The sequence below is a fragment of the Ruegeria hyattellae genome (assembly GCF_041537925.1).
In the GTDB taxonomy this organism is placed as follows: Bacteria; Pseudomonadota; Alphaproteobacteria; order Rhodobacterales; family Rhodobacteraceae; genus Ruegeria_C.
Window position 1 is genome coordinate 110798 of the sequence record NZ_JBGOSH010000014.1, and the last position, 23675, is coordinate 134472.

16 protein-coding genes and 1 pseudogene are annotated in these 23675 nt (G+C 61.3%); 8 read left to right on the forward strand and 9 right to left on the reverse strand.

Features of this window, described 5'->3' with window-relative positions; translation table 11 throughout:
- Positions 1-10 precede the first annotated feature (10 nt).
- The 7 genes from addA to regB all read right to left on the reverse strand — a co-directional run bounded on the left by addA (position 11) and on the right by regB (position 11455).
- Positions 11-3370, reverse strand: coding sequence for a double-strand break repair helicase AddA (gene addA, locus AB1E33_RS24325; protein WP_372579833.1), 3360 nt, complete (start codon positions 3368-3370; stop codon positions 11-13).
- Positions 3367-6294 carry a double-strand break repair protein AddB gene (addB, locus tag AB1E33_RS24330; protein ID WP_372579834.1) on the reverse strand — a complete coding sequence of 976 codons (2928 nt, stop codon included), beginning with the start codon at positions 6292-6294 and terminating at the stop codon, positions 3367-3369. Before addB ends, addA begins: the two co-directional genes overlap by 4 nt.
- A complete protein-coding gene (locus AB1E33_RS24335) occupies positions 6287-6961 on the reverse strand; it encodes a nucleotidyltransferase family protein (protein WP_372579835.1) in 675 nt (224 codons plus the stop codon). The genes addB and AB1E33_RS24335 overlap by 8 nt, the downstream gene beginning before the upstream one ends.
- The gene (locus AB1E33_RS24340) at positions 6958-7962 is read right to left on the reverse strand and encodes an aminoglycoside phosphotransferase family protein (RefSeq protein WP_372579836.1); all 1005 of its coding nucleotides are present in this window, start codon (positions 7960-7962) and stop codon (positions 6958-6960) included. Before AB1E33_RS24340 ends, AB1E33_RS24335 begins: the two co-directional genes overlap by 4 nt.
- Positions 7959-8441 carry a tRNA (adenosine(37)-N6)-threonylcarbamoyltransferase complex ATPase subunit type 1 TsaE gene (tsaE, locus tag AB1E33_RS24345; RefSeq protein WP_372579837.1) on the reverse strand — a complete coding sequence of 161 codons (483 nt, stop codon included), beginning with the start codon at positions 8439-8441 and terminating at the stop codon, positions 7959-7961. The genes AB1E33_RS24340 and tsaE overlap by 4 nt, the downstream gene beginning before the upstream one ends.
- 41 nt (positions 8442-8482) lie before the next feature.
- Positions 8483-9916, reverse strand: a complete 1434-nt coding sequence (locus AB1E33_RS24350; protein WP_372579838.1) for a PAS-domain containing protein — start codon at positions 9914-9916, stop codon at positions 8483-8485.
- A 141-nt stretch (positions 9917-10057) separates the two neighbouring features.
- Positions 10058-11455: a sensor histidine kinase RegB gene (gene regB, locus AB1E33_RS24355; RefSeq protein WP_372579839.1), complete on the reverse strand. Its 1398-nt coding sequence runs from the start codon at positions 11453-11455 to the stop codon at positions 10058-10060.
- A 90-nt stretch (positions 11456-11545) separates the two neighbouring features.
- Between regB and AB1E33_RS24360 the strand changes: the two genes are divergently transcribed.
- Positions 11546-12166 (forward strand): SCO family protein, encoded by a 621-nt coding sequence (locus AB1E33_RS24360; protein WP_372579840.1) that lies wholly within the window; start codon positions 11546-11548, stop codon positions 12164-12166.
- A 90-nt stretch (positions 12167-12256) separates the two neighbouring features.
- Positions 12257-12811 carry an ActR/PrrA/RegA family redox response regulator transcription factor gene (locus tag AB1E33_RS24365; protein ID WP_372579841.1) on the forward strand — a complete coding sequence of 185 codons (555 nt, stop codon included), beginning with the start codon at positions 12257-12259 and terminating at the stop codon, positions 12809-12811.
- Positions 12812-13020: 209 nt separating this feature from the next.
- Here AB1E33_RS24365 and AB1E33_RS24370 read toward each other — a convergent pair whose 3' ends face one another.
- Positions 13021-14241, reverse strand: coding sequence for a M20 family metallo-hydrolase (locus AB1E33_RS24370; RefSeq protein WP_372579842.1), 1221 nt, complete (start codon positions 14239-14241; stop codon positions 13021-13023).
- A complete protein-coding gene (locus tag AB1E33_RS24375) occupies positions 14228-14893 on the reverse strand; it encodes a DUF1028 domain-containing protein (protein WP_372579843.1) in 666 nt (221 codons plus the stop codon). The genes AB1E33_RS24370 and AB1E33_RS24375 overlap by 14 nt, the downstream gene beginning before the upstream one ends.
- Positions 14894-14994: 101 nt before the next feature.
- Here AB1E33_RS24375 and AB1E33_RS24380 point away from each other — a divergent pair, with 101 nt between their 5' ends.
- The 6 genes and pseudogenes from AB1E33_RS24380 (at position 14995) to AB1E33_RS24405 (ending at position 23386) form a co-directional block, all read left to right on the forward strand.
- Entirely contained in the window at positions 14995-16575 is a 1581-nt protein-coding gene (locus AB1E33_RS24380; protein ID WP_372579844.1) for an ABC transporter substrate-binding protein, read from the forward strand.
- 58 nt (positions 16576-16633) lie between these two features.
- Entirely contained in the window at positions 16634-17581 is a 948-nt protein-coding gene (locus tag AB1E33_RS24385) for an ABC transporter permease (protein ID WP_372579845.1), read from the forward strand.
- Positions 17578-19443: a dipeptide/oligopeptide/nickel ABC transporter permease/ATP-binding protein gene (locus AB1E33_RS24390; RefSeq protein ID WP_372579846.1), complete on the forward strand. Its 1866-nt coding sequence runs from the start codon at positions 17578-17580 to the stop codon at positions 19441-19443. Before AB1E33_RS24385 ends, AB1E33_RS24390 begins: the two co-directional genes overlap by 4 nt.
- A complete protein-coding gene (locus AB1E33_RS24395) occupies positions 19440-20399 on the forward strand; it encodes an ABC transporter ATP-binding protein (RefSeq protein ID WP_372579850.1) in 960 nt (319 codons plus the stop codon). The genes AB1E33_RS24390 and AB1E33_RS24395 overlap by 4 nt, the downstream gene beginning before the upstream one ends.
- On the forward strand, positions 20368-21132 hold the full coding sequence (locus tag AB1E33_RS24400; RefSeq protein ID WP_372579847.1) for a FadR/GntR family transcriptional regulator: 765 nt from the start codon (positions 20368-20370) through the stop codon (positions 21130-21132). Before AB1E33_RS24395 ends, AB1E33_RS24400 begins: the two co-directional genes overlap by 32 nt.
- 340 nt (positions 21133-21472) lie before the next feature.
- Positions 21473-23386, forward strand: a pseudogene (locus AB1E33_RS24405) (DUF3604 domain-containing protein).
- The last annotated feature ends 289 nt before the right edge of the window (positions 23387-23675 follow it).

A 23675-nucleotide genomic window follows, 5' to 3' on the forward strand; every position in this document is an offset into this window, starting at 1 on the left:
CTATGCAACGTCAAGATATCTGGGTGCGGCTTACTGCAGCCGTCACAAGATCGTGTGGCAGAGGCATCAGGATGCCGGTTCTGGTCCACAGGATTGCCGCCTTGATCCGCCGGTCGGGATAGACCTGAGCCAAGGCCCTGACATAGGCACCCATCTGGCGCAACAGGCCTTCGGGGCAGGTCTCGGGCGAGTCAGGGACCGTGGCATTCGATTTGAAATCAATGGCCTGAACGTAATCCGGCGTTATGATCAGACGGTCGATGATGCCGTGAATACGATGGCCGTCCATCGGAGCGGTCACGGTGACCTCTGACAGCGTCTCGGGGGCAAAGATGGCGGCCAGCGCAGGATTGCGCAGTACCGCGCTTGCTTCTTTCAGCGCCAGATCCCTCTCTGCCTTGTCATGATCGGCCAGCAAGGTTTCGCTGCGCGCAGGCCAATCGGAGGAATCACATCGCGGCATGTGTTCCAGCAACAGATGCACCGCCGTCCCATGACGCTTTGCCGCGTTTTCATCCTGGCCCTGATCCCCCGGCAGCGCCTTGGCGCCGCCCAGATCGGACGGGCTGAGCGATTTGGGGTGCGGCACTGGTTCGGGCGGGTTGCGCAGGAACAGATCGGGCAGGTCGGCGGTTGGTGCTGCGGTCGCGCTTTCCTCGACCAGCGGCAGCCCGTCCCAATCGCCATGTTCCAGGCGCAGGGTTTGTCCATCCGGCAGCAGGCTTGCTCCCGCCGGTCCCATAGCGGCCTGCACCATCTGGTACCAACTATCACCCGTCTTGCTTAAGTCCCCCGCCGCGGCGACGATCAACCACTTTTCCGCTCGTGTTAGAGCCACATAGAGCAACCGCAGACGTTCGTTAATCTGCTTTTCCCGCGCCTCTGCCCGCGCCCTCGCGATCACTGCGGGGGAGACATCTTTCGACACCCGCCAGACCGGCGTATCCCCTGCCCGCATCACCTCGGCATCGGCGGGCGCACGGCGCACTCCGGTATCGGGCAGGACGACGATCGGGGCCTCCAGGCCTTTGGCACCATGCACCGTCATCACCCGAATCATGTCGCCCACGCCGCTCATCTGGCGTTTGATTTCCAGATCATCGGTCTGCATCCAGACCAGAAATCCGGTCAGGCTGGGCACGTCGCTGCGTTCATAGGCCAGCGCCTGCGACAGCAGGGCGTTGATGCCGTCCTCGGCCTCGGCCCCCAGCCGACCCAGCAGTTTGCACCGCCCGTCATGGCGGGTCAGGATCCGTTCGATCAGATCATACGGGCGCAGGAAATCGGTCTGCGCCATCAGATCGCTAAGCATGGCGAGGGTTTGGGGAAACGCTTCGCCCCTGCCCCTCAGCGCTTGCCACAGGAACACCTCCTCACGCCGATGCGCCAGATCGAACAGTTGCTGCTCGCTCCAGCCGAAAAGCGGCGAGCGCAGCACGGTGGCAAGCGACAGGCTGTCTTCGGGCGTTGCAAGAAAGCTCAGCAGAGCCGCCAGGTCCTTGACCGCAAGCTCAGCGCCCACTTTCAGCCGGTCGGCGCCTGCGATGGCCAGTTCGGCATTTTTGCAGGCGCGGATGATCTCGGCGAACAGGTCCGAACGGCGCTGCACGAGGATCAGAAAGTCACCGGGCCGCACCTTACGACGCACGAATGTACCGGGTTTGTCACCGTCCTCGGGGATGGTAACGTTGCTGTCAATCATTGCCTTGATTTGATGCGCGATCTGTTCGGCCAGAACCACTGTATGGTGGCGCGCGCCGGGCCGATCCACCGGGTCGGTCCAGTCGCGATCCTCGTCTTCCTCGACCTTCTCGACCACCGGCCAAAGGTCGACCCGGCCCGGCAGATCACCTTTGAAGGCACGGTGCTGCGCATCCTTGCGAAACCCGGCCTCGGCCCGATCTTCAAAGACAAGATCAACCAGTTTCAGGATCGCCGGGGAAGAGCGGAACGAGTACTCAAGCGTCAAATCCTGTAGATTAGAGCCTGAATCCCGCAGCTGTTGCCCGAACTGCGCCTGCATCCTGTCAAAAGCGTCGGGGTCGGCACCCTGGAAAGAATAGATCGACTGTTTCTTGTCACCGACAACGAAAATGGTGCGCTCCACATCCGGGCGCGCGCCCTCTCCAGCGGTGAACTCCTGCGCCAGTTTCTCGATCACGTCCCATTGCGTCGGGCTGGTATCCTGCGCTTCGTCCACGAGGATGTGATCAATGCCACCGTCCAGACGAAATAGCACCCAGGCAGCGACAGCGGGGTCGTTCAGCAGCGCTCGCGCCTTGAAGATCAGATCGTCGAAATCGAGCCAGCCGCGCAATAGCTTGCGGCTCTCGTATTCGAGTAGAAACGCAGCTGCGAACCGATGCAGTGCCAGCGATTTGCGGGCGGCGGCCAGAGCGAGTCGACGTTCGCGCGCATCCTCGACCCGCCGCATCAGCGCCTCAAGCTGCGGCATCAGTGCGGCCATTGGTCCCTCGCGCACCACCTTGGTGGGAAAACTGCCGATCTTGGCGCTGAACGGCTCTTTGGCCGAGGCACCCGTGAGGAAGACGCTTTCCAGAACGGGCAGCTGCGCCAACGTGGCCTCGGCGAAGGCCCCGAGCTTGGCCGCAGCCTTGGCGTTGTTGCCACCGCTTTCGGTCAGGATGGGACGGATCGAACGGATCAATTCCGCCTCACCTCCCAGAAAGACCGACCCGGTCAATGCCTGCTCGTCAAAGCCCTGCGGCAGGTCCAAGAGGGCCAGAAGCGCTGCCCAGTCGAGCGATGACTGAAATCCGATCCGGTTTTGCGCGATGGCTTGTGTCAGCGAATCGAAATCCGTGTCGGTCACGAATTGCGCAATGTCCTCGACCAGCGCGGCCTGTTCGCCATCGGCGAAATCCTCGACGATATCCGCGCGCAGCAACGTTGCGGCGCGATCCTCCATTTCAGAGAATTGCGGGCTGACCCCGGCCTCCAGAGGGAACCGGCGCAGCAGGGCGGAACAAAAGGAATGGATCGTTTGAATCTTGAGTCCGCCGGGCGTTTCGATTGCACGCGCAAAAAGGGTGCGGGCATGGGCCAGCCGGGCGGTATCGACCGCGCCATCCGGCCCCAGATCGGTCAGTTGCGCCAGCAGGTCCGCATCGTCCAGCATCGCCCACTCGCCAAGCCGCTTGAATAGCCGGTTCTGCATCTCGCTCGCGGCGGCCTTGGTGTAGGTCAGGCAGAGGATGTGCTGCGGTTCCACATTGCTGAGCAGCAGCCTCGCCACCCGGTCGGTCAGCACCCGCGTCTTGCCGGACCCGGCATTGGCCGCCAGCCAGGTCGAGGCATCGGGCCTTGCGGCCTGAACCTGCCGTTCGGTCGCATCGTTGCGAGCGCTCATGTCAGGTCCTCGGGGCAGGGGGTTGCGGTGCGGTCCCACTCTCCAAAGCGGGCGAGGTGGTCATAGTCGCCCCGATCGGTGTCCCGATGCAGCATCCGGCGTGCGGTAAAGCCCTGCTCGGGCTGGAAATAGGCCGCGATCAACTGCCGCATTTCGGCCCAGACTCGTTCGGGTGGTTCGCTGTCCAGCGGGGCGGGCACCTCGGTATAGCTGCCGCCCATTCCGATGAAGACCGCGCGCGTTACCGGCATCGGATCGATGCTTTCGAACCCGCCTTCTTCGGCCAGCGCCGCCTCGATCAGCAGTTGTTTGTCGAAGCGGGCCTGCTGTTTCTCGCTGGGCGGTGTGCCGGTTTTGTAGTCATAGATGCACAGCGCACCGCGCCGGTTCTGGTCGATCCGGTCGGCCCGGCCCACAAGCGTGAAATCAAGCGGGTCGAGGCGCTTTCTTATGCGAGCCTCAAAGGCGATCGGCCCGCCATCGCTGCGGCGTTCGACCTCGGCCGCGAGGAAGGCATCGGCTATGCGGGCCAGCCTGGCCAGCCAAAGCTTGCGTGCAGTTGGCCAGGGCACATGTGCCTCTAACAAGGCCAAAGCGCGCTTCAGGAAGGCATCGCGATGCAGGATCGCACCGTCGAGCAGACTGTCCTTGATGAAAGTTTCGAGGATCTCGTGAATGACGATCCCGCGCAGCAAAGCGTCAGGCGCTTGCACCAGCGGATCAAGCGGGCGCAACCGCAGGACATGTTTGGCATAGATCGCGTAGGGGTCACGGATCAGGTGCTTGATTTCGGTCACCGACAGCTGCCGGGGCCTGACCGCAACCGGCGGGCGTGGCGAGGGGCGCGGGGCAGGAGGGATCGCGGGCGCGGCCTCAAGCAGATCGGCGCGTTGAAGCCAGATCGTACCCCGCGCGCGCATGTCTGCCAGCGCCTGATCGCCGCCCTGCGCTGGCAGGCCGCGCAACAGGTTGGTCAGACGGTTCAGCCAGCGCGAGGGCACGGTTTCGGCATCGTCCGAGCGGGTCGCGCGGGTCAGCCAGACCTCGGGCGCGGCAATGGCCTGCTGGAAATCATGCGCCGACAGCCCGATCCGCCGTTCCGGCAGCAGCAGGCCTGCCCGATGGCGCATCTGCCGGTTCAGCCAGGGGTCAGGGCTGGGCGCCTCGGGCCAGCTGCCATCGTTCAACCCGCCCAAAATAAGCAGGTCAGCCCCCTGAACCCGCGCCTCAAGCGTGCCCCAGATCATGATGTTTTCATTTGGCGCGTCGCGGTCGCGCACCTCTTCGTTCGCCAGCAGCGCGCCAAGCAGATCGGTGAAATCGCGGGAGGACAGATCGCCGCCATGCGCCGCCTCACGCTCCAGTTCGTCCATCAGCGACCGCGCCTTCTGACCGGCGTTCTTGTCCCACAGGCTGCCCTCGGCGCCCGTGTGCCCGGCCGAGATCCCCTCGGCCAAATGGCGCAGACGCTGCACCCAGGTGCTGAGCGGCAGGCGGTCCCGGACAAGCTGGTCGCAGAAATGGCGGGTGATCCAGCCCACCCAATCGACAGAAATCTTTTTGCGTTCGGCAAACCCGGCAAGGCTGGGACCTTCGGGGAAGGGCGGCCCGTTACGCCGCAGATCCAGTTCAAGCTCGCGAGTGTTGAGCAGATGCGCGCCCCGCTCGGCCCCGTCGTGGCAAAGCGGATGTTTCAGTAGCGTCAGCAGCACCTCACTGTCCAGCCGCTTGGTGAACAGACCTGCCACATGGCGCAGGAACCGGCCCGGTGGTGACAGTTGCAACGGCAGACCGGCGCTGTCATCGGGCAGGATGTTCCACTGGTCAAGTGCTGCGCTGACCTGACGGGTCAACATCCGGTCGGGCGTGATCAGCGCGGCTTTTTGCCCGGTCTCGGCGGCCTCGCGCAGCCGCAGCGCAATGGCAAGCGCCTCGGACCGGGGTGAGGGCGCTTCGAGCAGCGTCAGGTCGCCGGTCGCGTGCGCCAGATCGGTCAGCGCGGGGCCTTCGCTCATCCAAGCGTCGGTGACCGGGGCAGGGCGCAGGGCAAGAGACACCAGTCGATTTCTGGGTGGGCAGGGCGTGAGCCCGCCGGTCCAGGGCTGCACGTCTGCAGGTGTCAGGCCAAGATCGTGCAGCAGCTTCGCAAAGCGGTATTGCGGGTGATCCTCGGCTGAAAGCGCATCGTCGAGCCTGTCCCAGACATGGCTGGGCTGATCGAAATCGAACCCCGGCAGAATCAGCGCCCCTTGCGGCAGCTGCGCAACCTCCTTCATCAGCAACATCGTCGTGCCGCGCGACCCGGTGGAGCCAGCCAGCAGGACCGGATGTCCCGGCGGGTCGCTGTGCCATTCGGCAATCAGGCGCTCGACCATCTGTCGCTGTCGTGCCTGCTGATCCAGCGCGCTGTCGGTGTCCTGAAGGAACTGTTCCGCGATGCCGATAAAGCGCTGCGCGCGCGCCCAATGGCCCGAGAGGTCGCTGACATCCAGCGCTCGGATCGCCTCGGGCGCCACACCTTCGCCCTGCATTTCGTCCAGCAGCGCAGCCAGGCTGTCGGACAGATCAAAGAGCGAGGCACGCGGGGCAAGATCGGGCTGCCTCTCCAACAGGTTGCCGATCAGTTGGGTCAGTTCCAGGCGCCGCCGTAAAGCGGGCAGAGCCGGGGGCAGGGGCTGGCTGCAGGCCGCATCGGCATATCCGGTGACCAGCGACAATCGGGGCAGCAGGCAGGGTGGCCCGGCGTCATAAAGCGCTCGCACCCGCCGCGCCATGCGGCGTGTGTTCACCACCAGATCGCAGCGTGCCAGCGCCTCGGGTGAGTGCGTTGCCGATCGTGCGCGCAGGCCTTCGACGAGCGCTTTGGGGAAATCCGCGCCGGGCGGGACGGCAAAGATACGCGGGCGGTCTTGCGTTTCAAACATCGGCGAGCAGCGTTTCGGCCAGCGTTATGCCCTCGGGCGTGCCCACGTCACACCAGTTGCCGGGATGGCACAGCGCAAACAGGCGGTGATCGGCCAGCATCAGGTCCCAGAGCCGGTTGAGCGAAAAGGCATGCTCGTCGATCCCGGCCAACCGGTCGGTCTTGAGGAGCTGTACGCCGCCATAGATCAGGCCGCTGCCGCGGGTGATCCGGCCATCCTCGTCTCGGGTGAAATCCCCCTGTCCGGTATGTCCCAGCGCCTGTTGGACAGGCACGCACATGAGCAGAGCGTCCATCCGGTCAGGGTCCCAGGCATCGAGCAATTGCGCAACCGGGTTGGGACCGGACCAGATCGCGTCGGTATTCATCGTGACAACCGGTTCAGGTCCCAGCAGCGGCAGCGCCGCGCGCAACCCGCCTCCGGTTTCGAGGATATCCGGCTCTTCGATGTTCAGTGCGACACCTTGGGGTTCCAGATGCGCAGCCAGTATGTCGGCCTTGTAGTGCAGATTGGCGGCGATCAGGCCGGGTTGAATGGCGCGGGCCAGATCCAGCGTGTGGTCGATCAGCGCGCGGCCCGCGACCGGGATTAACGGCTTGGGGCGATCTTGCGTCAGGGCGCCCATCCGTGTGCCGAAACCGGCGGCGAACAGCAGGATATTGGTCATGTGTGCCGGAGCCTCGACAGGTTTTTTGGCGTGGGGTCGGGCAGGCCGTTGCGAAGCAAGGCTGCCACGGGCCGCAGTTCGGTGTGCTGAAGATCACGCATCAGGTGGGCCCAGACCCGTGGGATCAGGTCGACGTAATGCGGCTTGCCATAGTCCCGGCAAAGCCGCCCGAACACGCCCAGAATGCGCAGGTTGCGCTGGGCGCCCAATACCGCATAGGCGGCGGTGAATGCACCGGCGTCGGCGCCGGTTTGCGCGATGTAGTAGCGGAGCGTTTCGGCCTCGGTCTCGGGAGACACGTCGCGCCGTGCATCCTGCAGAAGCGACACGAGATCATAGGCGGGATGGCACAGAAACGCGTCCTGAAAGTCCAGCAGGCCAACGCGGGCGGGGCCGCGGCGGTCGGGCAGCCAGATCAGATTTTCCGCGTGGTAGTCGCGCAGTGTCAGAATGGCAGGGCCATTGAGCGTGCGGGCAAGGATGTCGTGGAAACGGGCCAGGAATTCTGCGCTGTCCGGTATCTGGTAGTGCCCGGTGATGGGCGCGGCATATTTCTGGAACGCGATTGCGGTCATTTCCGCCAGCGTGGAGGCATCGGGTTTTGCCACGGGTGGAGCGGCTACGTCGCGTAGCGAAATCAAGACATCCGCTGCCGCCCGATAAAGTTCGGGTTCGATGCTTGCGTCGCGCGCGATCAGGTGGGCGAATAGGTCGTCACCCAGATCTTCGAGCAGCAGAAAGCCGACCTTGGGGTCCGCGGCGTGGATCTCGGGCGCGCTCAGCCCGATTCGGCGCAGATGCGCCGCGATGGTCTGGAATGGTCTGACGTCTTCACCGTTTTCCGGCGGCGCATCCATCAGGATCAGCCTGTTGCCCGATGCTGGGACTGTCACCCTGAAGTAGCGACGGTTCGAGGCATCCCCGGCCAGCGGCACCACCTGCGCAACCTGCAAGCCCTGTTGGTGCAGAAAGGTGGCGCGCATCGTGTCACGATCGCTCATGCGAGACCGCCCAGCCGGGTTTGCCATTTCGGATCGGTCCAGTCGAACGTCAGATCGCGCGTCTCGGCCTGATCGGGGTCAGTGTCGAAAGTGATTTGCAGAGCGCCCTCTGGCATCAGGTTGGCCATTCGGTCGGGCCATTCGATCAGGCAGATCGCGGTCTCGATCGCGTCGATCAGCCCCAGTTCTTCGATTTCACTGGTGCTGGTCAAACGGTAGAGGTCCGCATGCCACAGCTCGCCCCGGTGGGTCTCATAGCATTGGACCAGCGTGTAGGTGGGCGAGGGCACATCCTCAATCTCGGTCATCAGGTTCTGGATCAGGTGCCGCGTGAAATGGGTCTTGCCACTGCCGATCGGGCCGACAAGCAACAGGCAGTCCCCCGGCTCCAGCGCCGGGCCAAGTACCTGCGCCAACGCCGCGGTATCCGCAGGCGATCGCGTGCGTTTGGTGAGAGTCGATGACCTGCCCGAATTCATGGCGCCACAATGACGCTGGCTCAATCCGGCTGCAAGCCGGTTCAGGCCCGGACGAGCAGCCTATTTTCCGTTCTCGCTGGGGTGCTTTCGTGAGCGAAACTCACCATGGTTGCCATGTTCGGCAGGGGGCTGATCGTGACCGAAAGCTTATGCCCTTTGCGAAGCTCGACCTGCGCCCACCATTCGCCTCGGTGCTCTCGCGCGGCGACAAAGTCGCGAATCTCGCCCCAGACCGGTGTGGCAGCGCAGCGTTTCTGCCAAATCCTTGTCGCATCCAGAACGGTGGTCTGGTTGAAGCTTTCCTCCGGGTCCACCTCCCACAGGGTGCGGAAGGTCCGGTTACAATAGCTTAGCACCCCGTCGGCGGAGAAGACCGCGATGGCTTCGTCCAAGTGGTCGAGGATGGTTTGGCCCAGCTCCATATCCGCGCGAAAGCGACGGGTGAGCGTGATCTCGGCGGTGATGTCTTCGAACAGGAAGGCCACCGCGCCATCGGGGTGTGGTCGCCCGCTGACAGAATAGACCGAGCCTGAGGGCAGCGACCAGGTTTCCTGATACCGCCCGTCGGTGGCGGCTGCGAGCAGCGCGTTAATCTGTTGGCGCCAGCTGCTATAGCTTTTGGGTTCGGGCATCATGTTGTTGTTGCGCAGCCGGTCAAAAAAACTGGCGATGCTGGGGCGCCCGCTGAGAAAATCGACCGGCAGCGCCGTCAGATCGGTGAGTGCGGGATTAAACAGCGCTAGTTGCTGGTTGCGGTCGAATATGGCCAATCCGGTGGAAAGCTGCGCGAATGTCTTCGACAGCGTTTGCACAAAATCGCGCCGCGCGACCTCAGCTTCGACAACGGCATGGGCATCCACAGCATAACACAGATAACCGCCCTGCTGTTTCAACGCGGTGAAATCGTACCAGAGCTTGTGCTGGCCGTCCTCGGTTTCGATGCTCAGGCGTTTCTTGCGGCCCAGCGCGCCCAGATCCTGCGGGTCTGGAAAGAATGGTTCCTCAAGCCTGGGTCGGTCGTCGCGTACCTTGCGGGCCAGCATAGAATAGGCGGTATTGCACCATTTGACCCGGTTGAAGCCGTCCAGATACCAGACCGGGTAAGGCGCCTTGTCCATGGCGCGTTGCATTGGCGCGGTTTCGTCATCTGCGCAGACCGCGTCGGGACGCGCGGCACGCAGTTCCACGCGTGTCACGCCGTCGATCCATTCGCAGAACACTTCGGTCTGGCTGCTGCCGTCAATCGGGGTCACCCTGAGTTCGCCATGTTTGCGGACTGTGTCCGGGCTGTCGGGAAAGCCGGGAAATTCGACTGACAGCCGCGCGTGCAGCGTGTCCCAGTCCGCCACCGTATCCTGAGGGTCGGGACCGTTGTCGGAAATTCCGATCAGATCCTCGCCATCAAACAGGTACACCGTCTTGCTGCGCGGGTTAAAACGCATCAGATGCTTGGCGGGACCCGCCAGGGCTCGCATTGGGGATATCCAAAGCGCGGCCAATATGGCTGATAGCACACAAATGCTTGCCAGCGTGATCCAATCGCCTGCCGCCATGTCCGACCCCTTGCCGTAACCGTATCCGGGACATTGCGCCGAGAGAGGTTAACGCCCGCTTAACTAGATGGGAATCTGTTGGTTTCTACCAACGGGTACGCGGTTTTCACCGATGCGCGCGTCGATCTTGCTGCGCGGCCAGACCACCTGAACGATGGCGCCCAGCCGTTCCGGCGAGGTGCTCAGCGTCTGGTTCGGGTCCCAGCCATTTGCAAAGGACAGCGTGGCACCGCTGCGTTCCAGCAGCGTTTTGGCGATAAACAGGCCCAGCCCCATACCCTCGTATTCCGGCCTTGTCCGTTGCTCGCTCTCGCTCCGTCGCCGCCGCATGAACGGGTCGCCGATTCGGCGGATCAGGTGCGGCGGGTAGCCGCGCCCGTCATCCATGATGCGGATAGCGATCCGGTCACCGGTCCATTCGGATTCGATCCAGACAGTGCTGCGGGCGAAATCCACCCCATTTTGGATCAGGTTGCGCAGCCCGTGGATCACCTCTGGCTGGCGCAGGATCGAGGGTTGCTGCATGTCGCCGCCAGTGCCGGGCCCTTCGTGGAAATGCACCTCTTTGCCACGATGCAGATGCGGCTCGGCGGCCTCGTGGATCACGGTCGAGAGTGGTGCCTGTCGCAGGTGCAGGTCGTCTTTTCCGGCTCGGCCCATATTGCGCAGGATGTCGCGGCACCGGTCCGCCTGCTCGCGGATCAGGTCGGCATCCTCGCGTAGATCGGGGCGGTCATCCAACTCTTCGATCAACTCTGAGCTGGTCAGTTTGATGGTGGCAAGTGGCGTTCCCAGCTCATGCGCAGCGGCGGCGACGACGCCGCCCAGATCGGTGAGTTTCTGTTCTCGCGCCAGCGCCATATGTGTCGCCGAAAGTGCCTCGGACATGGATTGTGCCTCGGTACTGATTCGATGGGAATAGAGACCCAGAAAGACGATCGCGATGATAATGGCGATCCAGTTGCCGAATACAAAGATATCGGCGTCCTGCAGGATCATACCGCTTGCGGTGCGCAGCGGCAGGTAGAACTCGGACAGCAGCGTGACCAGCACGATGGCCGTTCCCCCGATGATCAAAGTTGAGCGCAGCCCCAGCACATTTGCCGAGATCGTCACAGGTCCCAGCAGCAACAGCGCAAACGGGTTGTTGAGGCCTCCGGTAAGGTAAAGAAGCGAGCCCAGCTGCAACAGATCGAACAGCACCATCAGGAAGTTCTCGAACTCGGTCAGGCGTTTGTTTTCGGGGAAGATGAAGATCGAGATCAGGTTGCCGACTACTGAAATGCCGACAGCCAGATAGCACAAGGTCAGCTCGAGCTGCAGGTGATAGAGGCGCTGGGCAACGGTGATCGCCCCCAGCTGGCCGGCGATCGCGACCCAGCGCAGCAGGATCAGCGTGCGCAGCCTAATCCAGCCGCTGCGTTCCTGGCCGCGCCAGAGGCTGCTATTGGAAATTGCCATTGGTCAACTATGTCCCGTTGCAAAGGCCGAACAAGTTGATAGGTCTCACGGCCAGTATGTTCAACATCTCATTCTTCGAGGTCCAACGCCATGCCCCGTCTCTATGCTGTTCTTGCCGCAATCTTTGTGGTTCTGCTGCTTGCCGTAACCTGGCTGATGACGCGAGGCGGTCAGTCGGATGACCAGTTCGCGCAATGCCGCGCCAGCCAGATCGCGGGTGGGGCGGGCGCAATTGGCGGGCCGTTCGAACTGGTCAACGCCAAGGGTGAAACCGTCACCGACGTGGATGTGATCACCGAACCGACGCTGCTTTATTTCGGCTATACGTTCTGCCCAGATGTCTGCCCTTTCGACATGGCGCGCAACGCCGACGCGGTGGATGTGTTGGAAGATCGGGGGCAGATGGTGACGCCGGTCTTCATCTCGATCGACCCCAAGCGCGACACGCCTGAGGTGGTCGGGGACTATGCCGAGAACCTACATGAGCGGCTGATTGGCCTGACCGGGTCGCCGGAACAGGTCAAGGCGGCCAGCAAGGCCTACAAGACCTATTACAAGGCCCAGGACGCTGCCGACGAGTTTTATCTGGTCGACCATTCGACCTTTACCTATCTGGTTCTGCCCGGGCACGGGTTCGTCGAGTTTTTCCGCCGCGAGATCAAGCCCGAGAACATGGCCGACCAGATCGGCTGCTTTCTGGACGCAGCGTGACATCTGATACCACGTTTGACCTTTCAGGTTGTGCCGTTAATACTGCGGTGCAGCCACATTGACCCCCGAAAAACAATGGAATGAACGAATATGGCCGACACTCCGCAGCTAGAAATCGGGCCGGACAAATCGCTTCTTCTGGTCGACGATGATGAGCCGTTTCTGAGACGTCTGGCCAAGGCGATGGAAAAACGCGGCTTCGAGATCGAGACCGCCGGCTCTGTTGCCGCAGGGCGCGCCATTGCCACCGCGCGACCGCCCGCTTATGCCGTGGTCGATCTGCGGCTGGAGGACGGCAACGGTCTGGACGTGGTCGAGGTGCTGCGCGAAAAGCGTCCCGATTGCCGGGTGGTGGTGCTGACCGGTTATGGCGCGATCGCTACCGCCGTGGCTGCGGTGAAGATCGGCGCCACGGATTATCTGTCAAAACCGGCAGATGCCACCGACATCATGAACGCACTGCTGGCAGGCAGCGATGAGTTGCCGCCACCCCCGGAAAACCCGATGAGCGCGGACCGGGTACGCTGGGAACATATCCAGCGCGTCTATGAGCTGTGTGACCGCAACGTTAGCGAAACCGCCCGACGTCTGAACATGCACCGCAGGACATTGCAGCGGATATTGGCGAAACGCAGCCCGCGGTAGGAGTTTCGAGCCGAGCCGTTTGATTGCTGAGACTGGATTGGGCGACTTGCCCAAAGTCTGCTTTGCGGACAAATCGGTCATCCATCTTGATTGATGAAAAGTCCGAAATAGATCGCTTTGCGGACAGAATTGATTTGGTTTGTCGAATTGCAACTTTCTTGCCGAACCGAAGCAAGGTCTCCACAAATGGTCCAGCGGAAGTTATGCCGTCAAACAGACCTCAGAAATTTCGATAGGGATGAAACTGCAAGCGCCATGTCTTCGGGTGAAGCGTATTCTTCAGGTTTGTGGCTGACGCCTTCGCGGCATCGAACGAACAGCATCGTGATCGGGCATAGGTCTGCCATTGCCGATGCATCATGGGTGGCGCCAGAAGGCAACGCCAAGCCTTGCTGCCCAACCGTTGTCGCTGCCTGTGTAAGACGTCGAGATAAATCACGGTCACAGGGCTGTGCCATTTGTGAATAGGTCTTTTGGGTCTTAATTGTCAGGTTCCGCTGACTTGCCAGTTCCCGGGCAAAGCCGTGCAGCGCCAATCCGGAATTGCATCGGATTTCGTCACTTGGCGAACGAAGCTCAGCGGTCAGTTTGACTTTGCGCGGCACTGCATTCACGACGTTCGGCTCAAAGGTAAGCGCGCCGACCGTGGCGCGCAGATCGCTGGTCTGTTGGCCCAGCCGGTCGACCTCTGAAACGACCTCAGCCGCTCCTACCAGCGCATCACGCCGCCCTTTCATCGGCAGGGTGCCGGCATGACCTGTTTCCCCGGTGATCTCGACCTGATGTCGTTCGATGCCGCAGATTGCTGTGACGACGCCAATGGCTTCGCCCTCACGTTCAAGGAAAGGGCCTTGTTCGATATGGGTTTCGAGAAACCCAATAACGTCATCCGGATCGCGGCAGAGTGCGCTGATTGCCACAGGGTCCAGCCCGAACGAGACCATTGCATCATGCAATGTAATGCCCTGTCCGTCGCGCATGTCCAGAACGGATGGGTCGAAGCTGCCTGCCAGGACCCGCGAACCGATCAGGGCGGTTGGAAAGCGCACGCCTTCTTCGTCGGCAAAGGCTAGCACCTCGACGGCAAACGGCAGTTCCTCGTCTTCTTGGCATAGTTTTTCCAGCGCAAGGAGCGAAAGCACCACACCCATAATCCCGTCATAGGCCCCGCCTTCGCGCACTGAGTCCTGATGCGAGCCCATCAGGAAGGTTTTGCTGCCGGGCGGCCCTTCGCGCCGACCGACAAGTGTTCCGGCGGCATCCAGCGAAACTTTGAGCCCTGCGTTTTCCATTGCCGCTTTCAGAACTTCGAGGGCGGCCCGGTGTTCCGGCGTAAACGGCAAGCGCGTAACACCGGGGCCTGGTTCCGAACAGGCGGCAAGTTCATTCAGCAGCGTTTCGGCGCGCTGGCCCCAGTTAGTCAAGAACACGCTCCCTGTCATTCAGGACGGGCACCTGTTCTGCCCATCTGGCATAGGCACCGGAGGTTGCCGTTTTGTGTAACGCGATGAGCGCGCCAACCGGATCGTCGGGGTGATGATCAATCCGCAGGGTCAGAGGCGGCCAGTTGGGGTGAAACACCAGAAGCGCCGCGGACAAGAGACCGCGGAAATCGCCCCCCTGCTGCGCAGCGGCCTGCAAAGCAGAGAGCAGGCGGCAATCGAACGCGCCTTCGGTCGAAGTGAAGCGCTCAGCCATTGCATCCAATACGCTGGCACGGGCCAGCATATTACCGGACACGATGCCATCCGCAAAACACAAATCGCCCTTCTCCGGCTCGTTCGAGGCGCCGGTATAGGCGCCGGTCCGTCCGTTCAGATCGAGCGCGGTCAGCTGGCGATAATCACGGCCACGATCCGCGGTCGTAACCTTCTCGACTGCCTGCGCCGCGTGACAACTCTTACGCATTTCGGCAAGAACTTCCTCGCCCCAGAAGGTCGACGGGGCCGCCCCCTGGCTGGCGGACATGCCCGCAGCCGGATCGCCGCGCAACACCCAGCCACCAACGCAAAGAGAGCCGGTTGCCGCAGCACCGCCGATTGCGCCGGTCTCGGGATCACGTGCAAGAATCGAAAACGTCATGTCGCACCTTAACTCGGTTAGCCCGTATTTATCATGATAATTTGACGATTGCAATTTATCATGATAAATAGAGCAGCAGAATTTCAACAGGGAGCAAAACAATGACACTCACGACCTGGACCCGCCGGAGTCTGGTGGCTGCCGCCGCGGGTGCGGTACTTGCCATCGGTGCCGTCACGTCCTCTGCCACTGCCCAAACCCCACCCGGCGTGCTGATCGTCGGTCAGATCGCCGAACCGAAATCGCTTGATCCCGCTGCCGTGACCGCGGTGAACGATTTCCGGATTCTGGTGAATGTTTACGAGGGGTTGACCCGTTACAAGTCGGGCACGCTCGAGGTCGAACCGTCGCTCGCCACCGGATGGGAAATAAGCGAGGACGGCACCCAATATACCTTTACCCTGCGTGAGGGCGTCATCTTCCATGATGGCACACCGTTCAATGCAGAGGCGGTGAAGTTCAATTTCGACCGGATGCTCGATGAGAATCACCCCTTTCATGACACCGGCCCGTTCCCGCTCTCCTTTTTCTTCGGCGCGGTGGAATCGACCGAGGTGGTCGATGACATGACGGTGAAATTCACCCTGAACGCGCCTTACGCGCCGTTCCTGTCGAACCTGGCCTATCCGACTGGTCTGATCGTCTCGCCGGCGGCGGTCGAGGCCAATGGCAAAGAATTCGGGCGTAACCCGGTGGGGACAGGCCCGTTCAAATTTGCCGAATGGCGGTCGAACGAGGCCGTGGTGGTTGAACGCAACGATGGTTACTGGGGGGAAGCCGCTGGTACCGAGGCCGTTGTCTTCCGTCCGATCACTGACGCCAATACCCGCGTGGCCGAGATGCTGGCCGGGGGCATTGACCTGATGGTCGAAGTCCCGCCGACATCCTTGGGCCAGTTCGAGGGAGATGAGTTCGAGATTGCCGAACAGGCCGGGCCGCATGTCTGGTTTTTAATTCTAAACGCCAAGGAAGGTCCCTTTGCCGACAAGAAGGTGCGCCAGGCCGCCAACTACGCAATCAACAAAGAAGCGATCGTGAACGATGTGCTTGAAGGCACCGCAACCGTGGCCGTGGGGCCGACCCCGCCTGCCTTCGCCTGGGCCTATAACGACACGCTTGATCCCTATCCCTACGACCCCGAGAAAGCCAAGGCGCTGATATCCGAGGCCGGGGCCGAGGGTGCAGAGCTGACCTTTTATGTCACCGAAGGCGGCTCGGGGATGCTTGATCCGGTGCCAATGGGCACGGCCATTCAAGCAGATCTCGAAGCCGTGGGCTTTGATGTGAAGATCGAAACCTACGAATGGAACACCTTCCTGGGCGAGGTGAATCCCGGTCTGGAAGGCAAGGCCGACATGGCCGAGATGGCATGGATGACCAACGACCCCGACACGTTGCCCTATCTGGCACTGCGCTCCAAGGCTTGGCCAGCAGATGGCGGCTTCAACTCGGGCTATTACGCCAACGAGAAGGTCGACGAACTACTAGAGGCCGCCCGCACCGCGACCGATCAGGACGAACGTGCACGGCTTTACCGCGAGATGCAGACCATCGTGCAGGAAGATGCGCCCTGGGTCTTTATCGCCAACTGGAAACAGAACGCGGTGACCAGTGACCGGGTGGAAAACTTCGGGCTGGAGCCGTCGTTCCTGTTGCATCTGCAAGGTGTGGTAAAAAACTGAAGCATGAGGTTCCGGGCCGGCCTTGCGACCGGCCCGGAACCAAAGCGATGAGGGCAAGATGGGCGGCTACATCCTCAAACGGCTGATCTCGGCCATCCCTGTCCTGCTGGGGATCACGATCATTGTATTCCTGATCATGTCGCTCATTCCTGGCGATCCGGCAACGGCGATCCTTGGCTCCTACGCCACCCCAGAAAATGTCGAAAAGCTGAACCGTGACCTCGGGCTCGACAAGCCCATGGTGCAGCGTTACTTCATCTGGCTGTCCAATATGCTGACCGGCGATTTCGGCCGGTCCTACTCTCTGAACCGCCCGGTGATAGATGAGGTGCTGGAGCGGTTCAACGCGACGCTGATCCTTGCAGGCACGGCATTTACCTTATGTTCCCTGCTTGGGGTTCTCGCCGGTGTGATTTCCGCTGCGCGTCAGTACGGGCTCGCAGACAAGGCAATCACCTTTGTGGTGTTGATCGGCATCTCGGTGCCGTCCTTTTTCCTGGGCATGATGATGATCCTGCTGTTTGCGGTGAATCTGCGCTGGCTGCCCGTATCAGGCATGTTTGCGATCTACGGTGGCGGTGATCTGCCGGACCTGATCAATCACCTGATCATGCCGGCGCTGGCATTGGCCGCCGTCGCCACCGGGGTGATCGCGCGACTGAGCCGTTCTGCGATGCTCGAAGTTCTGCGGCAGGATTTTATCCGCACTGCCCGCGCCAAGGGGGTACCAGAGCGGCGCGTGATCATGGGTCATGCGCTGCGCGCCGCGATGGTGTCGATCATTCCGATCCTGGGTATTCAAGCCGGGTTCGTCCTATCTGGCGCGGTCTATATCGAGATCGTGTTCCAATGGCCCGGTGTCGGCCGGATGCTGGTTGATGCGATCCTCAAGCGTGACCTCTTGCTGGTGCAGGGCGGCGTCGTTTTCGTCGCCGCCTGTTACGTGCTCTTCAACATCGCCGTCGACGTGGCGCAAAGCCTTCTGGACCCGAGGATCAAGACATGAGCGCGTTCCTCAAGCTCCTCTTCCGCAACCGGCTGGCGGCACTGGGTGCGGTGGTGCTGGCCGCGATCCTGATCCTCGTGCTGATCACGCCGCTTCTGCCTCTGCAGAACCCCGACACCACAGCCACCGCCGACCGTTTCCAGAAACCGTTTTCCGCCGGCCACCTGCTGGGCACCGATCACCTAGGCCGCGACCTGCTCAGCCGGTTGCTGCATGGCACCCGGTTATCTCTGGCCGTCGGCATCGCGGCGGCACTGATCGCTGCCACTATAGGCTCTGCCATCGGGATCGTCGCCGGGTATTTTGGTGGGCGCACCGACAACATCATCATGCGCGGTGTCGATATGCTGATGGCCTTCCCCTACATCCTGCTGGCACTGGCCATCGTCGCGGCGCTCGGCCCCGGGCTGATGAATGCGCTTATCGCCGTGGCCGCCGTCAACGTCCCTTTTTTCGCGCGCAACATCCGCGGCATCACTGTCGGACTCGCGGGCCGCGAATTCATCGATGCCGCTCGGTTGGCAGGCATGGGACATACGCGGATCATCCTCACCGAGCTCCTGCCCAATGTCCTGCCGGTCATCATCATCGCCATGTCCACCACCGTGGGCTGGATGATCCTTGAAACCGCAGGGCTCTCCTTTCTCGGTCTGGGCAGCCAGCCGCCACAGGCCGATCTAGGCTCGATGCTGGGCGAGGCGCGCTCGGCGCTTATTTCGCATCCGCATACATCGGTGGTGCCGGGGATCATGATTTTCCTGATCGTCATGTCGATAAACCTTCTGGGCGACGGGGTGCGAGACGCGCTCGATCCGCGCCTGCGCTCAGGGGCTCTCAGCCGCCCCCGGGCCACCACGCTGGTCGACCGTACCGGGGCTGTTCCTGCAGCCACCGACGATCTTTTGGCCATCCAGGAGCTTGAGACACAATTTCATGTGGGCAAGCGTATCTACCGCGCCGTTGGTGGTGTGTCGCTGGCGGTGAAACCCGGCGAATGCCTTGGCGTGATCGGCGAAAGCGGCTCGGGTAAATCGGTGATGGCGCTGTCGGTCATGGGGCTTGTCGCCTCGCCCCCTGGCGTGGTCACCGGCGGTGCAGTCCGGTTTCAGGGCGAGGATCTGATCGGCGCGCCCTACGAGACCCTGCGAAAGAAGCGCGGTGACCGGGTGGCCTATATCTTTCAGGACCCACTCTCGACGTTGCATCCGCTTTATCGCATTGGCCAGCAACTGGCCGAGGCGATCCAGTCGCATCACAAGATCGGCAATGCCGAGGCCCGCAGCCGCGCCGTCCGGTTGCTCAAGGATGTGCGCATCCCCAACGCTGAAAGTCGCGTGGACAACTACCCCCACGAAATGTCGGGCGGCATGCGCCAACGCGTTGGCATTGCCATGGCCTTGGCGAACGAGCCGGACGTGATCATCGCCGATGAGCCCACCACCGCGCTTGATGTCACCGTACAGGCGCAAATTTTGTCGCTTCTTGATAACCTGCGCCGCGACCACGGGCTGGCGATCATCTTCATTACCCATGATTTCGGCGTGGTGGCTCAGCTTTGTGACCAGGTGGCGGTGATGTATGCAGGCCGCATTGTCGAGGAGGGCCCGACCCAGGCGTTGCTCGACGCACCCGCCCATCCCTACACTAAACGCCTGATCGCCTGCGTGCCGGAACTGGGCGGCGGACGGCGGGCACTTGCAGCAATCCCGGGCCTGCCGCCAGTGGTCGACAATCTGCCGTGGGGCTGTGCCTTTGCCCCACGCTGCGAAAAAGCGCAGGGGGCCTGCCAAGCGGAGGAGGTTGCGCTCAAGGGCACGGCGCCCCGCGCGGTGCGCTGCCTCTATCCCGAGGAGGCCGTCTGATGCCCGCACTCAAGGTTGACAACTTGGCCAAGACCTTTCCGCTGAAAAAGCCGCTCTTTGGCCCAGCCACGCCCGGGGTGCGTGCTGTTCGCCCCATGAGTTTCGAGGTGCCGACCGGTGAGACATTGGGCGTTGTCGGCGAATCCGGCTGCGGCAAGTCCACGCTCGCGCGGATGCTTGTCGGGTTGCTGGAACCCACCGAGGGCACGATCGAAATCGAGGGCCGTGCGCTCGATAATGCGGACCCGGCGGAATTCGGTAAGCTGATCCAGTACGTGTTTCAAGACCCGCAAAGCAGCCTGAACCCGCGCAAAACCATCCGGCAGGTGATGGAGGCCCCGCTCAAGCGGTTGCACAACCTGTCCAAACCCGATCGCGATCGGCGGATTTCCGAGATCTTCTCCTCGGTGAACCTGCGCGAAGAATTCCTCGAGCGCTATCCGCATGAATTCTCGGGCGGGCAGGCCCAGCGGATCGGTATCGCCCGCGCATTGGCCGCCAGCCCGCGCATCATCATCCTGGATGAGCCGGTCTCGGCGCTTGACGTCTCGGTACAGGCGCAGGTATTGAACCTTTTGGCCGAGCTCAAGGACCGGTTCGGACTGACCTACATCTTCATCACCCATGACCTGGCGGTGGTCGAGGCGGTCAGCGACCGGATCGTCGTTTTTTATTTCGGTGCGGTGGTCGAGATCGGCAGGGCCGAGAGCATCTTTGCAAACCCCCGGCATCCCTATACAAACCTTCTGGCCGACAGCGCCCCGGTGGTCGGACGCCCGCTGACCGCACCCGAGCAGAAAGGGTCTGAACTTCCCGATCCGCTCAACCCGCCGCCAGGCTGCGCCTTTGCCGGGCGTTGCCCGCGTGCCACCGATCTGTGCCGCACCAAGGTGCCGGAACTTGAAGACATGGGAGAGGAACAACTTGCCGCCTGCCACCACCCGCTCAAAGACTGAGCCCAAACTCAGCCGACCGGTTCAGGTCGCCGAGGCGATCAAGGTCTGGGTGGTCGAGCGCGGCTTACAGGCTGGAGACCGCCTGCCCGGCGAGGCCGAACTGATCGAGCAGTTTGGCATGGCCAAGGGCACGATCCGCGAGGCAATGCGAGTGCTCGAGGCGCAAGGGCTGATCAAGACCCGCACCGGACCCGGCGGAGGCAGCTTCGTGCACGAAGTCAGCCGCCAACGCGCTAAGGCGCTTCTGGGAAACTACTTTTACTTCAAGAATTTGACCATCGGTGACATCTACCAGATGCGGCTTACGCTGGAGCCCGAATTGGCTGCGGCGTTAGCAGGAAAACTATCCGAGGACGTGCTTCAACTGCTCGAAGAGAACATCGCCGAATACTCCGAACCAGCTTCGACGCTCGACGAAGAGCGCGAACAGCATGTGGCCTCACTGCGGTTTCACGCCATTCTTGCGGAACAGGCGAAAAACCCGCTCTTGGGGTTCATCATCGATTTCATGGTCAACCTGCTGACCGATCTCACCGTCTATCGGCGCCTCTATTCGCCGCCCAACATTGAGCTTTGGAAACAGGGCCGCGATCACCAGCAAAGACTTGTCGCGGCGCTTCGAAACGGCAATGCCGATCAGGCCCGCGCTATCATGTCCGATCACATGGAAACCGCCTGGACGCTGATGCGCCAACAGGAAGTCGAAATGCAAAGTAGGTTCATCTCAGAATAGATTTTGCTACGATTGAGAATGGTCCCAAACGTGCGTAGCTCCGGGTTTCTTATTGTGTTTTCGCGTGTCTGCTTTGCTCAGTCACGAACTTTCATCCACAATGCAGCATCGGTTGTTTTGGGCTCAGAGCGGCCATCCGACGCTTTTGGTCAAGCTTGCGGTCTGCCCGGAGGGAATCGACGGCGGCTGAGCGGACAAACCTGCCGTTCGAAGCAGCGCAGCATATTAAACGGATTACGGCTAATTGATATGCCGCAAGGTGCCCCCTCTGCGATTAGGCTGGAACCCAAAACTGTGTTAGCACCGCCTAACAGGGAGTTTGAAGGATGGGGAGATAGTCATGAAACGCACCAAATTTAGTAACAAATTTGCAGCGGGATTGGCGGGATTGGTACTATTGGCTTCAACGAGCGCTTTGGCGTTTGAAGGCGTCGTGTCAGAAGCCACTGTCGAAGCCGGAACCGACTATTCGCCATTTGTTGATCGGTCGTACCCGGATCAGGTGCTTTTTGGCGATTTGCACTTTCATACAGAAATTTCCTTTGACGCCGGGTTGGTTGGTACCTCGCTCGACATTCACGACGCCTTTCGCGTAGCGCGCGGCGAGCGGATCATCTCTAACACCGGACAATCGGTGCAACTTGTCCGACCCCTCGATTTTCTGGCCATCACAGAACATGCGGAGATGCTCGGGCTGTCCACCGCCATTCGCGCGGCGGACCCTCGCCTGCTGGCTGATGAATGGGGTCGCCTGACATACGAGCGGTTCAATTCGGGATAAGAAGGACGGATGGCGGCCTTCGCCGACATAATCGAAATATCGACAGTACAGGGCCGCGACCCTACGGCGGGCTTGGATCTCGATGGCGACTTGTGGCAACAGATCATTGAAACCGTAGACCATTACAACAATCCCGGCGTTTTCACAGCGATCGCGGGTTACGAATGGACATCGACCCCGCTTGGGAACAACCTGCACCGCGTCGTTCTCTTCGGTGACGGGGCGGATAAGACAAGCCGCACTCGCCCTTTCACGTACTTCGACAGCGAAGATCCTGAACCGTTGTGGGATTACTTGGCTGCCTACGAAGAGGAAACCGGTGGCAGTGCGATTTCGGTACCACACAATGGGAACGTGTCGAATGGTATCATGTTTGCGCCAACCAAGTTCGACGGATCACCCATGGATGCGGACTATGCGGCCAAACGCGCCCGTTGGGAACCAATGCACGAGATAACACAAATTAAGGGCGATGAAGAAACACATCCAATGTTGTCGCCAGATGATGAATTTGCCAACTTCGAAACATGGGACGTCGCAAATCTCGCAGGGACAGCCGCCAAAGAACCTGAGATGCTGCGTTATGAATACGCGCGCTCGGCGCTCAAAGTAGGGCTTGAGATCAAACGTGAGATCGGTGTGAACCCGTTCAAATCAGGTTTCACAGGCACAACAGATTCCCACACAGCGCTCCCGACTACGCGTGAAGACAATTACTTTGGCAAGTACCAGCACACAGAGCCGTCGCCAATACGGCACAACCTTGATGTGATCCCGTCGGACGACCCGGCGCTACGGATTGTCACCGCACAGGAATCCGCAGCAGGGCTGACTGCCGTCTGGGCGCGCGAAAACACCCGCGAGGAAGTACATGGAGCGATCTCCCGCAAGGAGGCTTATGCCACTACAGGCAGCAGAATCCGTGTGCGCGTCTTTGGCGGATGGAACTTTGATGCAGAGGACCTTGGCGTATCCGACTTTGCGGCACACGGTTATCGTAATGGCGTGCCGATGGGCGGCGATCTGGCCAATGCGCCGGAAGGGGCTGCACCTGGATTCCTGATCCGCGCTCTGCGCGACCCTGACGGTGCTAATCTGGACCGCGTGCAGATCATCAAGGGCTGGATCGACGGGAGCGGCGAGACTTTTGAACGGATCTATGATGTCGCGGTGTCAGGAGGTCGCGAGATCGGCACAGACGGTCGCGCCCGCGAATCCGTCGGCTCGACGGTCAACGTTGAGAAGGCAACTTACAATAACTCAATTGGGGCCGCAGCACTGGACGGATATTGGCAGGACCCAGACTTTGATCCCTCTAAGAATGCCTTCTACTACGTGCGCGTTATTGAGATTCCAAAACCGCGTTGGACCACAATTGATGCTGCGTTTTACGACATTCCTCTACCGGATAGCGTTCCAGCAGAAGTACAGGATCGCGCTTACACCTCGCCAATATGGTACAGTTCGGAGTAGCACCTTGTATTATGGCCGGTTGCCGTTAGCGTGGCGCGCCAGAAAGCTCTTTTGCTGCGAAAGCAAATTGACTCGCCAGAACAATGACTGCTTAGGGCTGATTCTGTGGAAAAACAACGTGTTGCGGTCGCAGAAATTAGTGCGCTGAACTGACCGCGAGCGCCTTTCTGGTCAGACTTTGCGGGTTTGCTGCGGTGCAGGAAAGATCTTGGCCAGTTTCCGGAGGTTTTGGGCGGTGGCGGCGAGGAGGAATTCGTCATTTGCGCCGCACGGGCCACGTAATCGCAAT

What these genes read in the sequence shown, in the direction of transcription:
- AB1E33_RS24340 (WP_372579836.1), bottom strand. Translation starts at nt 7,962, where the DNA reads ATGAGCGATCGTGACACGATGCGCGCCACCTTTCTGCACCAACAGGGC.
- regB (WP_372579839.1), bottom strand. Translation starts at nt 11,455, where the DNA reads ATGGCAATTTCCAATAGCAGCCTCTGGCGCGGCCAGGAACGCAGCGGC.
- addB (WP_372579834.1), bottom strand. Translation starts at nt 6,294, where the DNA reads ATGTTTGAAACGCAAGACCGCCCGCGTATCTTTGCCGTCCCGCCCGGC.
- AB1E33_RS24380 (WP_372579844.1), top strand. Translation starts at nt 14,995, where the DNA reads ATGACACTCACGACCTGGACCCGCCGGAGTCTGGTGGCTGCCGCCGCG.
- AB1E33_RS24365 (WP_372579841.1), top strand. Translation starts at nt 12,257, where the DNA reads ATGGCCGACACTCCGCAGCTAGAAATCGGGCCGGACAAATCGCTTCTT.
- addA (WP_372579833.1), bottom strand. Translation starts at nt 3,370, where the DNA reads ATGAGCGCTCGCAACGATGCGACCGAACGGCAGGTTCAGGCCGCAAGG.
- AB1E33_RS24335 (WP_372579835.1), bottom strand. Translation starts at nt 6,961, where the DNA reads ATGACCAATATCCTGCTGTTCGCCGCCGGTTTCGGCACACGGATGGGC.
- AB1E33_RS24375 (WP_372579843.1), bottom strand. Translation starts at nt 14,893, where the DNA reads ATGACGTTTTCGATTCTTGCACGTGATCCCGAGACCGGCGCAATCGGC.
- AB1E33_RS24385 (WP_372579845.1), top strand. Translation starts at nt 16,634, where the DNA reads ATGGGCGGCTACATCCTCAAACGGCTGATCTCGGCCATCCCTGTCCTG.
- tsaE (WP_372579837.1), bottom strand. Translation starts at nt 8,441, where the DNA reads ATGAATTCGGGCAGGTCATCGACTCTCACCAAACGCACGCGATCGCCT.
- AB1E33_RS24360 (WP_372579840.1), top strand. Translation starts at nt 11,546, where the DNA reads ATGCCCCGTCTCTATGCTGTTCTTGCCGCAATCTTTGTGGTTCTGCTG.
- AB1E33_RS24390 (WP_372579846.1), top strand. Translation starts at nt 17,578, where the DNA reads ATGAGCGCGTTCCTCAAGCTCCTCTTCCGCAACCGGCTGGCGGCACTG.
- AB1E33_RS24350 (WP_372579838.1), bottom strand. Translation starts at nt 9,916, where the DNA reads ATGCGAGCCCTGGCGGGTCCCGCCAAGCATCTGATGCGTTTTAACCCG.